The organism is Flavobacterium sp. MFBS3-15 (assembly GCF_026107645.2).
Taxonomy (GTDB): domain Bacteria; phylum Bacteroidota; class Bacteroidia; order Flavobacteriales; family Flavobacteriaceae; genus Flavobacterium.
The window spans coordinates 49,553-65,339 of sequence record NZ_JAPCHV010000014.1 but is presented as its reverse complement, the minus strand read 5'-3'; the positions used below and the strand labels follow the sequence as shown (position 1 = coordinate 65,339).

13 protein-coding genes are annotated in these 15,787 nt (G+C 41.4%); 5 read left to right on the top strand and 8 right to left on the bottom strand.

The window, feature by feature from the left end; all coding sequences use genetic code 11:
- The 4 genes from OGH69_RS13010 to OGH69_RS12995 form a co-directional block, all read right to left on the bottom strand.
- Positions 1–1,668, bottom strand: a complete 1,668-nt coding sequence (locus tag OGH69_RS13010) for a hypothetical protein (RefSeq protein WP_265174916.1) — start codon at positions 1,666–1,668, stop codon at positions 1–3.
- Positions 1,669–1,818: 150 nt separating this feature from the next.
- The gene (locus tag OGH69_RS13005) at positions 1,819–2,079 is read right to left on the bottom strand and encodes a DUF6952 family protein (RefSeq protein WP_265174915.1); all 261 of its coding nucleotides are present in this window, start codon (positions 2,077–2,079) and stop codon (positions 1,819–1,821) included.
- A complete protein-coding gene (locus OGH69_RS13000; RefSeq protein WP_265174914.1) occupies positions 2,060–2,374 on the bottom strand; it encodes a thioredoxin family protein in 315 nt (104 codons plus the stop codon). Before OGH69_RS13000 ends, OGH69_RS13005 begins: the two co-directional genes overlap by 20 nt.
- 25 nt (positions 2,375–2,399) lie before the next feature.
- On the bottom strand, positions 2,400–3,038 hold the full coding sequence (locus tag OGH69_RS12995) for a peroxiredoxin (protein ID WP_265174913.1): 639 nt from the start codon (positions 3,036–3,038) through the stop codon (positions 2,400–2,402).
- A gap of 217 nt (positions 3,039–3,255) precedes the next feature.
- On the opposite strand from OGH69_RS12995, the gene OGH69_RS12990 reads away from it, so the two are divergent.
- A complete protein-coding gene (locus tag OGH69_RS12990) occupies positions 3,256–5,172 on the top strand; it encodes an amino acid permease (protein ID WP_265174912.1) in 1,917 nt (638 codons plus the stop codon).
- Positions 5,173–5,304: 132 nt separating this feature from the next.
- A complete protein-coding gene (locus tag OGH69_RS12985; protein WP_265174911.1) occupies positions 5,305–5,784 on the top strand; it encodes a GyrI-like domain-containing protein in 480 nt (159 codons plus the stop codon).
- An 8-nt stretch (positions 5,785–5,792) separates the two neighbouring features.
- Here OGH69_RS12985 and OGH69_RS12980 read toward each other — a convergent pair whose 3' ends face one another.
- From OGH69_RS12980 to OGH69_RS12965, 4 genes are all read right to left on the bottom strand, one after another.
- Entirely contained in the window at positions 5,793–6,065 is a 273-nt protein-coding gene (locus OGH69_RS12980; protein ID WP_265174969.1) for a type II toxin-antitoxin system RelE/ParE family toxin, read from the bottom strand.
- 24 nt (positions 6,066–6,089) lie between these two features.
- The gene (locus OGH69_RS12975; RefSeq protein ID WP_265174910.1) at positions 6,090–6,317 is read right to left on the bottom strand and encodes a hypothetical protein; all 228 of its coding nucleotides are present in this window, start codon (positions 6,315–6,317) and stop codon (positions 6,090–6,092) included.
- Between the two features lie 316 nt (positions 6,318–6,633).
- Positions 6,634–7,008, bottom strand: coding sequence for a ribosomal maturation YjgA family protein (locus OGH69_RS12970; protein ID WP_265174909.1), 375 nt, complete (start codon positions 7,006–7,008; stop codon positions 6,634–6,636).
- 107 nt (positions 7,009–7,115) lie between these two features.
- Positions 7,116–7,745, bottom strand: coding sequence for a hypothetical protein (locus OGH69_RS12965; protein ID WP_265174908.1), 630 nt, complete (start codon positions 7,743–7,745; stop codon positions 7,116–7,118).
- A gap of 405 nt (positions 7,746–8,150) precedes the next feature.
- Here OGH69_RS12965 and OGH69_RS12960 point away from each other — a divergent pair, with 405 nt between their 5' ends.
- The 3 genes from OGH69_RS12960 to OGH69_RS12950 all read left to right on the top strand — a co-directional run bounded on the left by OGH69_RS12960 (position 8,151) and on the right by OGH69_RS12950 (position 15,387).
- Positions 8,151–10,199 (top strand): pentapeptide repeat-containing protein, encoded by a 2,049-nt coding sequence (locus OGH69_RS12960; protein WP_265174907.1) that lies wholly within the window; start codon positions 8,151–8,153, stop codon positions 10,197–10,199.
- Between the two features lie 55 nt (positions 10,200–10,254).
- Positions 10,255–11,112 carry a hypothetical protein gene (locus OGH69_RS12955; RefSeq protein ID WP_265174906.1) on the top strand — a complete coding sequence of 286 codons (858 nt, stop codon included), beginning with the start codon at positions 10,255–10,257 and terminating at the stop codon, positions 11,110–11,112.
- A gap of 276 nt (positions 11,113–11,388) precedes the next feature.
- Positions 11,389–15,387, top strand: coding sequence for a hypothetical protein (locus OGH69_RS12950; protein WP_265174905.1), 3,999 nt, complete (start codon positions 11,389–11,391; stop codon positions 15,385–15,387).
- Positions 15,388–15,787 lie beyond the last annotated feature (400 nt).

Below are 15,787 nucleotides of genomic sequence, written 5' to 3'. Positions count from 1 at the left end.
TTATTGTCTTTCATAGATTTCATCCGCAATTTGGATTTTATCTGCGGTGATAAATTGTACCGGTACGGATACCTGGTCGCCATCCTCCGGGCTGAAAAGCGTCAGTATATTTCCTTCGACAGTATATGTCCCTCCCTCTTCATCAAAATCCTGTTGTTCGGTATCTTCAGAATCCATTGATATTGTACAATCACTCTGAACAACTACATTTAAATTTTTAGTCACCACATTTCCTGAAAAATTAAAGGTGTTTTCGGTAAATTGCAATGTCCTGTTCAGCCATTTATCCTGTAGGATTACAACATTAGGGCATGAGGGGGAGTAAACATTTATCCATTCCCCTATGGCAACGCCACCAATGTTAATTGCATTCCATGACCCCTCTAAAGGTATTTCAACGATTATGGGAAATCTACCTGTAAATGAACTGAACCCATTGTCAAATGTATAATTAAGGTTTGTTTCTATTTCGCGCGAAGGAGGTATACCAATTACTTTTATCTTTACTTTCAACTGGCCGTCCGCAAGGAGCGATGCTTCCTCAAGTACAAGATTTGGGTGCGATAATGAAAATGTGATGTCTCCAAAAGCTTCTTCATCTATATTTGCCATGCTAAAAGTCGTGTCGGCAGATAATGTAGCAGCAGAAAAAGCATGGAGATCGGCTGATTCCAGTTCATTGTTTATAATACCGATGCTATTGTTAGTTATCCCTACATAGTTATTAAAATGGCTAAAATTTTCAAAGAATTCTGAAGTATACTCGTCAGTTCGGGATGAATCGCTTTGGGCTAATTCCCTTTGGTTTGCCTGCAGGGTGATATTCTGCGAAACATTGTGAATGAACCTTGGCATCTCGGTCCTGTCAGTAACACCCCACAAGCCGCCAAGATTTAGGTTCTCTTTGATTACATTTACCTCGAAAATATCGCTAACAGTGTTATTGATCAGCACAAGCCCTGCGTAAACAGTAACTGCTCCGAGGGCTGCGGGTGCAAGGGCTGCAACGGTTGTTGCACTTGCTACTGTTGCTGCAACCAATGCCACGCCCTCAACAATTGCTGCTGCAGCCAGGCCAACCTTCAAAACTGCCCGCGACGCCTCATGGTCGCTGGTACGTTCCATGCTTATTGCCAATACGCCGTCAAAGGCCATTTTATTAACCTGGTAAGTGAGTGCCATCTCATTTTTTTCTTCATCGCTTAGAGCGTTGTAGATTGTCTCAAGGTTTTCAATGTTGTGCCTTAACGACTGTGCCTGCGGAGAATCACCAAAATTTTGGGCATATAGATCGAGGCTGTTGATATATCCGCTAATTATCTCATTTGCAGATGCATTTAGTACGGATTGCTGAATGTTATAATCAATCGTCATATTAGACAATGCCGGGATAACTAATGCGGCATTGCCTGTGGGCATATTCGTCGGAAGATAAAATGCCAGCATATTCCCCGGAGCTTTTACAAGCTTTACAGGGATGCCGCCAATCTCACCGTCATACATTGTCTGGGTAAGCTCCGTTCCTTCAGGAATCTGGATTTTTACCACCTGCGCCGTGAATATTTCACCACCGATAGGGTTTTCTCCATTGTTGCCATCGCCATCATCTTTTGAGCACGAAATCATTACAGCAACAAATGCCATGATCAATAGTAGTCTTTTTTTCATAATTAGGGATTTTTGGCTGTAAAAATATACACTGGATTAATTGCAATCAATCCCCATTTTTGGGTATTTTTTGGCCTTAAATGGCTATAAAACAAAAAAAACGCCCCCTCAATGGGAGCGTTTTTCAATTTAAACCTGATTATGAAAAAGCTATTCTTTATCTATGGCACCAAGTACGCGCATCATAAATGCGTTGAGCGCTTCCTTTTTGGTCATCCCTTCTTTTATCATTTTGTTTACCTCGAGTGCGCCATACATGTTTGAGATAAGCTCCCCAACCACATCCAGCTCTTCATCCTTGAGCGAAGGCACTTCTGTCAGCGCTTCAAGTACTTCAAGCGTTTCGATGATATAGTCCTGGTCGTTATCTTCAATGAACTGCGTAAGGTGCTTAATTACTGGTAACTTCATTGATAAGGTCGGTTAAGATTTCTATTTTATTCGTCTGTACCTGGTTTACCAGCTGCCCGCCCCTAAAGGCTGCAAATGTCGGCAGGTTATCCACTTTGGCAAGTTTCCTTGACTCCGGGAAGTTTTCAGCATCGGCAAGGATGAACTTTACATTGGTATTCTCAGTAGCCATCTTTTTGAACTTAGGCTTCATGATCCTGCAGTTGCCACACCATCCGGCTGAATACTGAACTACTACCAATGGTTCACCGGCAACGATTTCTGCTAAATTATCTTTTTCAAGTTCCTGTATCATGGTACGGTGAATTTTTAGTTATTAATTAGTTTGAAGCAAGGTATGAAGCCACACCGTTACGGTCGGCAGTCATTGCCTCTTTTCCTTCTTCCCAGTTCGCCGGGCAAACCTCGCCTTTAGTCTGTACGTGCGTGTAAGCGTCAATCAGCCTCAGGTACTCGGCAACGTTACGGCCAAGTGGCATGTCGTTTACGCTCTCATGGAAAATTTTTCCTGTTTCGTCAACCAGGTAAGTAGCCCTGTAAGTAACGTTAGAACCTGTAACCAACAGAGTGTCGGTTTCCTCATTGTATTCAGTAGACTCAATGTCAAGGATTCCAAGTATATTGGCAAGGTTCCTGTTGGTATCGGCAATGATCGGGTATGTTACACCTTCGATACCGCCATTGTCTTTCGGAGTATTAAGCCATGCAAAGTGTACTTCGTTAGTATCGCATGAAGCGCCTATAACTACAGTATTCCTTTTTTCAAATTCGCCAAGGGCAGCCTGGAAAGCGTGAAGCTCGGTAGGGCAAACGAATGTGAAATCTTTAGGGTACCAGAACAAAAGCACTTTTTTGTTGTTGTTCACCGCTTCCTCAAGGACATTGATCCTCAGGTTGTCACCCATTTCAGAAATTGCATCTACAGTAATGTTTGGAAATTTTTTACCTACTAATGACATAGTGTATTATTTAATGATTATTAATTTTCTATTGCAAATTTAGCGTTTACAAGCGTTTTCGAAGGTTTATGTCCATTGTTATTACTTATGGAAGGATAGAGAACGCTTATGTAAATTGTAGTTAGCAAAAAAAATATCTATATCAAAATTATTGGGGGGCATTTTTTTCAATTTACCCTTATATTTGTTTTTTTTCAATAAAACTGACAATTGGCAAATGGGATTAAACGCATTATTTCGTAAGAAAAAAGTTGAAGACATACTCAATCAGGTCGATAACGATGAGCACGGCCATTCGTTAGGCAGGCATTTAACGGTGCGCGACCTTGCTGCCTTCGGTATTGCCGCCATCATCGGGGCCGGTATTTTCAGTACGATAGGCAAGGCCAGCGCCGATGGCGGGCCGGCCGTAATATTCCTGTTCCTGTTTACTGCCCTTGCCTGTGGTTTTGCGGCTTTTGCCTATGCCGAGTTTGCCTCCATGGTGCCGGTATCGGGCAGTGCCTATACATATTCCTATGTTGCTTTTGGCGAAATTATCGCCTGGATAATAGGGTGGGCGCTCATCATGGAATATGCCATTGGCAACATCACGGTCGCCATATCCTGGAGCGATTACTTCACGGGGCTGCTCGAAAGCGGGGGGCTGCACCTCCCGCAGTGGATACAGATGGATTACCTTACTGCCTCCAATGGCTTTGCCGATGCCACTGCGTTGATGCAGGGGGGCAAAGCTTTCGAAAACCTCGATGCCGGGCTTCAGGATGCTTATACCGCCTGGACAACCGCGCCAACGCTGGGTTCTTTCCATTTTGTAGCCGACCTTCCGGCATTGCTTATCATCATTATCATAACCGCACTGGTGTACAGGGGCATGAAGGAGTCGCGCAATGCCTCCAACCTCATGGTGGTGGTTAAGCTGTGCATCATACTGCTTGTTATTGCCGTGGGCGTATTTTATGTAGATACTGCCAATTGGGACCCGTTTGCGCCGAATGGTGCTTCAGGCGTGCTCAAGGGAGTATCTGCTGTTTTCTTTGCCTACATCGGTTTTGATGCCATTTCCACCACTGCCGAAGAGTGCAAGAACCCGCAGCGCGACCTGCCACGCGGGATGATGTGGGCCATCATCATCTGTACTGTGCTGTATGTAATCATTGCGCTTGTCCTTACCGGGATGGTGCGCTACAACGAGCTGAATGTGGGCGACCCGCTGGCATTCGTGTTCGAAAAGCTCGACCTCAGGTGGATGAGCGGCATCATTGCCGTGAGCGCTGTAGTAGCCATGGCCAGCGTACTATTGGTATTCCAGATGGGCCAGCCAAGGATATGGATGAGCATGAGCCGCGACGGGCTGCTGCCTAAAAAGTTTTCGAAAGTGCACCCACGTTTTAAAACACCATCCTATGCCACCATCGTTACTGGATTTGTAGTGGCCGTGCCTGCATTGTTCCTTAACCTTACCATGGTAACCGACCTGTGCAGCATAGGTACGCTGTTTGCCTTTGTGCTGGTATGCGCCGGGGTATTGGTGCTTCAAAACCGTAAGGATGTGCCACGGGGCAAGTTCCGCACACCCTATGTGAACGCTAAATTCATCATGCCGGTATTGCTCATTGCCGGGCTGGTATTTTCATTCACATACAATAAGGAGGCTACCTGGGCATTCCTTAATAATGACAAGCAGATCAATACACCCGCAACCATTGTGACATCACTGACAAAAGAGCAGGCCGATGAAGTGTACAATTCGCTGCTTGCGCGCGATGTTGCCAACGGTACACAGGACCTTGAGCAGATATTGGGCACTTACGAACATGATGACGAAGCTTATAAAAGGCTCGTTGACGAATTGCCCGTAGCCGAAAACGTGAAATATGAAAGCGGCTTCGACCTTTTCAAGCACAAAATACCAATGTACATATTCCTGATTGCACTGGTTCTGCTCGCAATTTGGGCCTTCCGCAAAAACCTGTCACTCATTCCGTTGCTGGGGCTCATCTGCTGCCTGTACATGATGGCCGAGCTCAGCGTTTGGAACTGGATCTATTTCACGGCATGGCTGCTTATAGGCTTATCCATTTACTTCGGCTTTAGCCGGAGGAACAGTAAGCTCAACAGGGTTAAGGTGTAGTTTTAGTTTTCAGTCACAGTCTGTGTGTAGGCTATATAGTAAAATTATCCGGTAAGAGTGGACATCCCGGCTCCCTCTCCTTTGGAGAGGGTTGGGGTGAGGACTAACCGGCATGAGTGAAAGTTATAATCAATGACCCCCCAAATAAAATCCATACCTCCCAAAAAGCTCATCGGCAGCCGCCTCAACATGTCGTATGCCAATAACTGGACATTCAAACTGTGGAATGGCTTCATGCCGCGCAGAAAGGAAATTGCCAATGCTGTGGGTACTGATATGTTCTCATTGCAAATATATCCTGAAGGCTTTCATGCTCATTTCAGTCCTGAAACTGAATTTGAAAAATGGGCTGCTGTTGAGGTAACGGATTTTGATGCACACCCGGAAGGGATGGAAACGCTGGAACTGGCGGGAGGGCAATATGCTGTTTTTAGTTATACAGGCACTCCTGAGGAGGCAGTCCCTTTCTACAGTTTTATCTTTAATGACTGGCTCCCGTCATCGGGCTATGTTTTGGACAATCGGCCGCACTTTGAAGTGTTGGGGGAGAAGTACAAAAATGGCAGTCCGGAATCGGAAGAGGAGGTATGGGTGCCGGTGAAGGAAAGATAGCAGCGAAACTATTTTTTCAGCAATCCCAGGAGCTTTTTCGGGTTTTGGCGATTGTCCCAAAACGCCAAAACGTATATGGAATTGGCCACCAATTTGTATACTAGGCTATAATGTCCTAAAGAGATCATCCTGTAATCGTTGCCATCAGAAATTTTTCCGATTTCCGGATTCAGTGCGGCAGTTTGAAGATTTTCTTTTATTCGGCCATTTAGTTTTTTGGAATAGGATGTGCTTCCGTTTCGCTCATTCCAATATTCGAATGTTTTATTACGCTGCCTGATGGCGATGTTTGCCCCAAATAATTTTTATTTCAGCCATTCCTCGTCCATTTTGTCAAGGTCTTCCTGCGAGGTCACATTGCCATACTTGATGTCGTCTTCAGCAAGCATGAGCATCTCAAACTGTTCGGGTGTGTAAGTGACAGGTTCTTCAGTGACAATGAAGATATTTTCTATTGCCGACAAAAGCTTCTCATTTTTACTTGCCGTTATTCTGTCGATAAGCCTGCTTTTAATAGTTTCTAATTGATTCATAATCATTATTGCTTTATCAAACTTAATAAAATAGAACTATAATAACAAAAAAAATCCCGCCATCTGCGTGAGATGACGGGACTTAACAAACCAACCAACCAATTATTATAAACCTCATGAAAAGAGATTCATGATAATTTATATTTAGCAACTTGCGTGCCAAAGTGCAAATGTAGTGTAATTTTTTTTATTACAATTTTATATCTAATAAAAATGTCTTTTTTCTGACAATATGATGTGTAAACCCTTGTAACAATGCTGTTTTTGTGTATCTTTTATTATCTCGAATAGAACAGTTGCCAAAGGAATAAATCAATTATGGTTTTTTTACCAAAATTTTTTCTGCCAAAAGAACTATGGCAATCCCAATAACATAGGTAAGCATGTCCATCCAGGCGAAGGATGTCCCGATGACTATCCTGAAAAATGACGAGTCCTGCAGGCCGAGAATTTCGATGATTTTAAAGTACTGCATTGTCTCTACTAAAAAGGCAAATAGGAGTGTGCCAACGGCTACGGGCACAACCCGCCAATTGAAGAACGTACGGACAAAGCAGTAAATGAGGATGACTACCAGCACATCGCCCCCATAGGGCCTGATGATCTTGTCGTGGACATACAGGGCGATAAGCACTTCGGTAATGAAAAGGAGGATGGTCAGCAGGAAGTAATTTCTTTTGAAGGTGAGCATGTTCTGTTGGTTTAGGAAAAAACGCACACAAACGGCAAAAAGTATGCGCAGTGCAAAAATAAGAAAAGCCGCTCCTGAAAGCGGCCCTTCGGCTATTGATTTGCAGATTATCCTCTTGTGGTTTCGGCAGGCTTGCGGTAGTACACGTCGCTGTCGTCATCGTAATGCGAACCCCCGGTGCTTCCGCCGCCATAGTTTCCGCTGCCCTGGGTGCCGCTGTAGTAAGGCTCGTAGGCGCCGCGGTTGTAGGCATTAACATAGCCTGTAGCATCTACTATCTGTCCTGACCTGTTATATATCAGGCGCAGGTTGCCTATTTGTGCCAGCGCAAAGCTGTTATAGCTCATGTATACTGTGCCTATGCGTTTTACGCGGCCCCTTGCATCGTAGTTGATGAACACGTTGCCCACCCGGCGTACCCGGCCTGCGTAGTCATGTTCTATCCGTACGCCGCCGCCACGGTTTGGCGCGCCATAGGTGGCATTGGTGTTGTAGCGCCCGCGGCCGTAACGATAATAGGTATCAGAAGGCCTTGTTGAAGGCTCCGTGTTGAAGTCGAACTCACCGTTAGGGAATACGAGGAACTCAACGCCCCGCTCCATGAACACCACCGGCTCAGCCTCGCGGTAGTCGATTGCATAATGTGTTGGCCTGCCAGAAAAAAGTGTTGATTCTGACGCCAGGGCCAGGCTACCGCTCATCAGTAATCCGGCAACTAAAAGGGTAATTTTTTTCATGACATTTAAAATTTAATGTGGTGCCTACTCTGTGCTTTTCGGCTTCCGCCGGAACTTGTAATTTGTGTTCCTGATTACCATAATCCAAATGCCGTGCCAAAATACGAAAACGATTTAGCTTAAAATTTATCTTACATTTTTATGCCTGATTTTCAGTGAGATATTGTTTTTATTTTTCCACCGTAATGGAGCACGAATATCTTTTCAATTTCTGCTTTTTAATTGCACCGCTTTGTGGGCTTCGTATAATTCTTAAGAACTCTGTGGTAAAAAAAACAGCCGGAAATCAACGCTTATCTCCCAAAACCCAACGAATGTTCATTTGCTAATGTAATATTCGACTTCATAATATATTCTTAAAGCCAAATTGACTAAATTCGGCCCAATAACCGATAATACTATAGAATGAACCCATCTGCAGAACATTTGGAACTTATGCAGCGCATCACTGCGCACCTTGAGCCGCACTTAAAAGAAGGGCGTACCTACCATCAGGAATTTTACAAATCAAAATACGGCAGCAGTGGCGGCAGCGTATTCCTCAGGCATGAAGGAAAGAACTATACCCCGTGGCATGCTGAACAAAATCCAGATGACGTAATTACCCAGGGCCTTAAAGAACTTGATGTGGTGATTCGCAACATGCGTGGCAAACTCGACATCAGCGACCTGTACTACGGGCTTCCTGAAAATACCAAGATACGCTTTACTTATATAAAAGGACAGCCTATGGAAAGGCTCGTGATGGATGTACCGCACCTTTTGGCCGATTTAAAAAACGAAATCAAGGCAGATGCCGTGCGCTACACCACCGATAATCCTGAATTCGTAAAGGCCGAGGCCATCATCAGGTTTGAGCAGCAAGCCGACGAGTTGGGTGTTTATACCGACGAGACCACCGTGCTTTCTACCCGTACCCGTTCGGGCTCTTCCCCGGCAGATACTAATCTTATAAAGTGCCTGTACAATGCCCTTGGCGGCAATGTAGAAAAGCTCTACTACAAGCTGGAGGGCGATGATTTCGTAATACAGTCCAAACCCGGCTTTCCGCAGTACGGCATTCCGGAACTCGAACCTGCCAACGAAACCATCGAGCTGACCCCGGAATACAAAAAACGCATGGATGCCCAAAAAGAAGCCATCCGCATCAGGACAGAATTTTATAAAACCCTGGGTACGGTACTTCCGGTGCCGATATACCTTAGCGTAGGCGGTTTCCGTAGCAACAGCTGGCCCGAAGGCAGCCACTACCACACCTCGGAAGTGTTGCGTGTTATTTATACCAAAGATTCCACTATCGTCATAACAGACGGTTTGAGCGACGTATATACGTCCGAACGCTCCGACGCCAACCTGGAGTACAACGGCATTGGCGCCGAAATGTACATTGAGTTCGACGGCCACATTTCCTACGAAGATATTTACGACCATTTTTGCGTGGCACTGCTCAACAGCGTTACCCAGATAGCCATTGAGCACGGCGACATCAAGGCACATATTGAGAAAAACGAGCATATCACTATCGAGTTCAGGCAGGATAATGTAGAGCTGTGGTGCATAAAAGGCCGTATGAGCGCCAGCAATGACATCAGCACCTTCTTCAACCACGGGCAGTATGCACCGGATGATTTTGGCGCGTTCCTCAATATGCCGTCGAAGAACGTCCCTGCGAAATTGCAGCTGAACCTTGAGGAGATATTGCTGGTAAACGTGAAGCCGTTTACCAACGAATGGCTTACTTCGTACAAATTGAGAAACGAAGAAGGGGAGGAGGCTATAAAAGAGGTACGCATCGAAATGATGGCGAAATTTGAAGCTTCGGGTGAGGGCAATAAGATTCCTTTGACGTATGTAGTCAAGGGAGCAGATAACAAGTTCGCCAAACTCTTCCCGCTATCGGATGTGGCGCCAAGGGAAGATGAGATCAATATGGACCTGATCTTCAGCATGGCTTCCGGCAGGGAACTGACCGCTGAAGAGGACGAGGAAATGACAGCCGAACACCACACCTTCCTTGCTGCCGGTGGCGAAAACGGCCATTTTGAGCAGATGCACGTAGGCGGGATGCCGCTTAATATCTATGTGACTAATGTTAAGGAAGGCAAGCAGTACAAAGTGGGCCGCAAGACCATTCCGCCGCACATCCCGTACAGCGAATGCGACCTTCCGTCATCGGAATTCACAGCGTGCATTGCCAGGGGAGTTGATTTCAGTTATGCCGACCTTAGCGGGTCGCTGTTTACCAATGCATTCCTTGAGGGTGCCAATTTTGAAGAGGCCGACCTGAGAGGCGTGGACTTTACAGGTTCGAACCTGACAGGAGCGAACTTCAGGGGGGCGCAACTGGATGATGCCGACTTTGAAATCGCCAACCTTACAGGTGCCGACTTTACCGGTGCCAACACCACCGATGCCACTTTTAAAGGCGCCAACATAACGGATGTGAAGTATTAAGCATCACATAAAGTAAAAATTATAACCTGCCTGTTAAGGCATAAAACCATAAAAAATGACCTATGTATACATTGGGGGAGGCATAGTAGTCCTCTTCATTATCTATTCGCTCTTCGCGGCTAAGAACAACCTGAAAAAAGCGCCGGAAAAACTGGCCGACGCACAGCAGAAATTTGCCGCAGGCGAAAACAACGCTGCCCTGAGGGCTTTGGGCCAGGCTTTCGTCATTCCGCTGAACGACCATGTAAACGCCGAGCACAAGGCGCACCTTCTGGCAGTGCTCGACCTGTTGCGCAAGGTACTCGCCGAAATGAACGTTTCCGGCAACAAGCTCATCGACCCGCTGTATGACAAGCTGAAAAACTCAGTTAACGCTACCGTGGTGCTGAACGAAGGCAACTACAAGCCGCTGCAGGACTTTTTTGACGAGACCGACAGCGACGAGAAGCTGGCGAAATACCTTGCAAATTCGGTGTTCGGCGGTGAACTGGCTGTGGCCGGTTCGGCAACGTCAGACACGTCGTCATCTCCTGAAACCAGCAGCAGGACGACACCCTATATCAACAAGGCAGGAAAGCTCATCATGGGCCGCAAGTACAAGGACGCCATTGATGTTTATAAAGATGCCCTGGCACAGGAGTGGGACGATACCGACAGGGCGTTCCTGCACGACCAGCTGGGTTCGTGCTACCTGATGGATAAGGACCTTGCCAATGCCGAGGCCAACTACAAGGAAAGCATCGCCATAAAGTCGTACTTCCTGAACAACTGGAACTATGCCGACTTCCTCATCTACCACAAACGCAAGGACGATGCCGCGCTACAGCTCCCTAAAGTGGAAGCGCTTGTAGCATCGCCGGCCGACAGGAAGGAATTCAACAAGCTGCAAAAAGGTTTTGATGCGCTGAAATAGACGCTGACCCTATAATTACTAAGCCCGTGGACATCCATGGGCTTTTTTTATGGGTTAAGAGTAGGGGTGAGGCTTTTTGCTTTTGAGGGGTACCTGAAAGGCGGGGGGGGGGTAAAAATTACAGTTTTTAGGAGCAGCTGGCTAAGCACTTATTGCTAAAAGCCTGTCCCGCCATCGCCTTTAACTGCAATAACCTTAATCATTTTAGAAGAATATAAAATCTGATATTGAAATAAAATTAACAAAATTTATATATTAGCATAAAATAATTAAAAAATGGCACTATCTCCATTATTAGCAAGAAAAAGTAGTGAATATAAGAATCATTTACTCGTTGCTCTAAATTTCTATTTTAAAAAACAGTATGAGCATTGCTGTGGTGATTTAAGAAAAGCAGGTGAAGCTTTAATGAAATGTATTATTATTAAGCATTTTGGTGATAATGAAGGTGAGGAAATAATTTTAGGCAATTGGGATCATAAAAATCAGATCTCAATCATTCCTGCAAAAAATATTGAATATCAAGATCTTTTAGATGTTGTTAAAGATTCAAAAATTACTAACGCAAGTAATTTTTCTAGATTAATTGATATTCAAAAAAAATGTAATCCTTCTGCTCATAACCCTAATAAACCTATAGATTTTAAACAAAGTGCTGATTTATGTAAACAACAATTATTTGAATTAACAAAATTCTTATATGATTATATTTCTGAAACTGTCCCTAATGATCTACAACAAGCTTTTAATGGCGAAATTAACGAGGCGCAGATCCAAACCATCACGTCAAATGACTGGGATCAATTGCTCCTACATGTTGATAACTTTTCGCATCATTCTAAATATATCTTAGTAGCGCCTCCAAAATTTTCGGTTAAATCAAATCATATAGAATTATTGTCTAGAATCAATTGGTCATTTATCATTGATTTTGATAGTAACACAAAAAAAGAAGGGCTATATCAAGCTTTTGAAGTAATATATAAAGATCGCATATTACCATTAACTATTAAACAAAAAGGGCTTAAAAATATTGTAGGTTCAGGAACTCATGGAAACGTGAATTGGCTATTTGCAAATGGTTTACAAAGCATTTCCGATTCTGTTACTAAAGATATTAAAAGTTGGCGTAGTGCAAAATATCATATTTTTCTAAAAGACTTATTTACTGAATATTTCTCTAAATCTCTTAGTCGTTACATTATAATTTATCTGTGGGATGATTTAAATTATTTAGAAGAAATTGTTCGCGCTATATCAGAAATTGAAAATGTGTCAAAAGACTTGGTGCAACATATATTTTTATCAATTGATCAAGACATTATTAGTAAAATTCATGAATTTGATAAATTTGATATTAAATATAATGTTTTCAATTTATCGCATCAAAATTTTATAAGTGAATTGTCAAATGTTATAGAGAAGAATAACAGTGAAAATGAAAAAATTTTAGTTCCGGCTCGTACACGACTTGAAGAACAAACATTCATAGACATATCAAACATTTACAGTAAATTATTGGATAATGATTTACAAGTAGTTTATCAAAATATCGAATTAAATAACATAAAGGATTTCAGTGATTTAGTTCCACCTTTTTTTGAAGGAGAAAAAGTAACTTGGTATGAGTTATCTATCGATATAGAGGCTAGAAGATCTAAATATGATGAACTCCTTGCGAAAATTCAATCACAATTATCCTCATTAAAAAGATCTGTAAAGTTTGACTTATTACATAAACCTGGGGCAGGTGGAACAACTTTAGGAAATAGGTTAGCATTTGATTGTAGAAGTCAATTTCCGGTAGTAATTATTGGAAAATATGATAAAGTAAATACTTTTAGATCCCTATCCTTATTTATTGATAAAGTAAATAGGCCAATTTTGGCCATAGTAGAAGCTTCAGATATAGGATTAAATGATTTGGAAGATTTGCAAAGAATTTGTAATGCAAACAAATTAAATGTACTTTTTGTTTACGTAAGAAGAATTTTGAAAATTGATCGTGCAACAGATTTGTCTTTTTACCTAAATGATTATATGTCAGATATTAATGAGCGTAATAGATTTTTGTCAAAAGTTGGTCAATATGCTAAGCATAAAACCACTCTTGAGATACTATCGAAACAAGCTCCATTGTCATCGGAAGTTATAGATTTTGCTTTAGCTGTTAATGAAGAAGAATATAACTCAGAAAGGCTAATAAATTATCTTCAGTCATATATTCAAAAGATGAAAGAACACCAAGTTCGGTTTACGGCTTACGTTTCGTTAGTATACTATTATTCACAAAAAAATGTTTCAGAATTAATTTTTAGGTCACTATTTAATAAAAGCTTAACCGAAGAGTTGCGTCAAACATCTGTTGCAGAACAATATATACGAAAAATATTAATACAAGAATATGATCAAGATAATTTAGTGTATACAGAATATTGGAGACCGAGGTTTAGTAAGTTTGCCACCGTAGTATTAGAAATAGTTTTAGGAGCAGATAATTCTGAAAATTGGAAAGATAATTTATGTTTGTATTGCTTAGATTTCATAAAAAGTATTAAAGAAAATAATGAATATTTAGTCGAAGAAACTAGAGATATATTAAAAAGTATTTTTCTCGAACGAAATAATGAAGATCTATTAGGAGTGGAAGAGCAGTGGAATACTAATGTGTCTACTGAGCAATTTTCTTACTTATTAAGAGACATTGCTAATAAAAAACAAATGAAATCTGTTCTATTAGCTCTTGTTGATGCATATCCTACAGAAAGTCATTTTTTAGGCCATTTAGGTAGATTTATTTATGAGACTGCGGAAGAAGAAGAAGAATTTGCCGAAGCAGAAAAATATATTGTTAGCTCATTGGATTACGCCAAATCCGATTATAATCTACAACATATTGGTGGTATGTGTAAACGTAGGCATATAGAACTTCTTAGAAGAAATTACAGTAAAGATGGAAGTTCAGAAATTGTTGATGAGAAAAAAATTAAAGACTTAACAGAAGAAGCTAACGTCTATTTTAATAAAAGCCGTTCAATAAATCCATATAATATTCACGCATATATTGCACAAATTCAAACAATTATTTTAACGATAGATTTTGGTCGTGAATTATCGGGTATAGATAAAAAAGATTCATTTATAACGAATTCTAAATACATATGGTATCTAGAGCAATATGAAAGATTAGTTGAACTCATAGATGAGGCTCAAATTGTTATTGAACAGCAAGAAACATTAGGCAAAACCAATAAAATTCTTAAGTCCAAAAACTATTTGGAGTCTAGTGAAGGTCGTTCATTCGAGCTATTGGGCGATTACCGAACATCAATTCAAATGTACAAAACTTTGATTGAAAAAGCTGACAGGAGTTTCAGGCCGCGATTAAGATTGATGTATATTAATTCTATATTGATGGGTAAAGTAAAAGGAGATCGATCAAAAATAAATACTGCGTGGTCATTATTAACAATAGATGAAATCAAAGATTTTCAAAAAAATCTTGATGACAACATTTTGCAAGAACCAGGTAATTTATATACATTGAGACTATGGCTAAAATTAGTTAGATATTCAAATATTAGTATTTCAATTGAAGAGATTATTTCGCGTCTGAAAATCTGGTATGACCATAGTGAAGATGCGAAAATACTGCATCTAGAATCAGCTTACTATCTATATGTTCTAAACGCGTGTATGGCTATCAAAGCTGGCGATACTTTTAGTAGTGAACATCAAAAAGAGGCGGTAAAATATATCGCTAAATGCAGAGAACTATCTAAATACGACAAATTTTCATTTGAGTTTTATGGACGTCAAGATGGTATAGACTGTCTCATAAATCATAAACTTCGAGCAAGTAATGATGGAGATTTAGAAAGAGTCAAGGGGACTATATCACTTATAAATAGCAGACAGCAAGGAAAAATTATTTTACAATCTGGTTTAGAAGCATTTTTTGTGCCGCATGTAGGTAATTTTATACAAGGTAAAGAAGAAACCTCAGAAGTTAATTTTTTTATTGGATTTAGGCATGATGGTCTGTTTGCAATTGATGTTAGAAGAGATGCCGAAGAAAATCAAATATTGGAAAGTTCAAATCATAAGATTGACAATAATGTCATTGACAATGAAGAAACTCAACAAGTTTTACCAGTAGAAGAGATACGTGAAGAATTGTCAGAAAAACGAGACAGAATAATTATTAAAGCACCAAAAATAGTTGGTACAATTGACCTATCTCAAATAAAAAATAGTAGGAAAAGAAAAAATTAGCGGTGTATTAGCAACCTTAAATATTTTATTATTCTAATCATGATAGTATTTATGTATTTTTTCATGTCTACTTATCAAAATCTGTCATTCATCGTAACCTAAAATCCTTTCCCTATCTTTACACCCTCTAAAAAAGCAAAATGAAATTTGCTTACTAGCAAAGGACCCCCAGTCGAAAGCAAGGGTTGGGAGCATCACCCAGCCCCCACGCAAGCGTCATGTTCATCGCTGTAATATAAACTCCTATTTAGTCACCTTACAATAACACACCCCATCCCTTTTTGTTTCAAAATTGTTTTCAAACAAACCACCCAAAATCACATTATTTACGAGAGCGAAAAACGGCAATTTTTCGCTCCGTATTCCGGGCCAAAAAATGGGTTTCTCAAAAATCATCAGG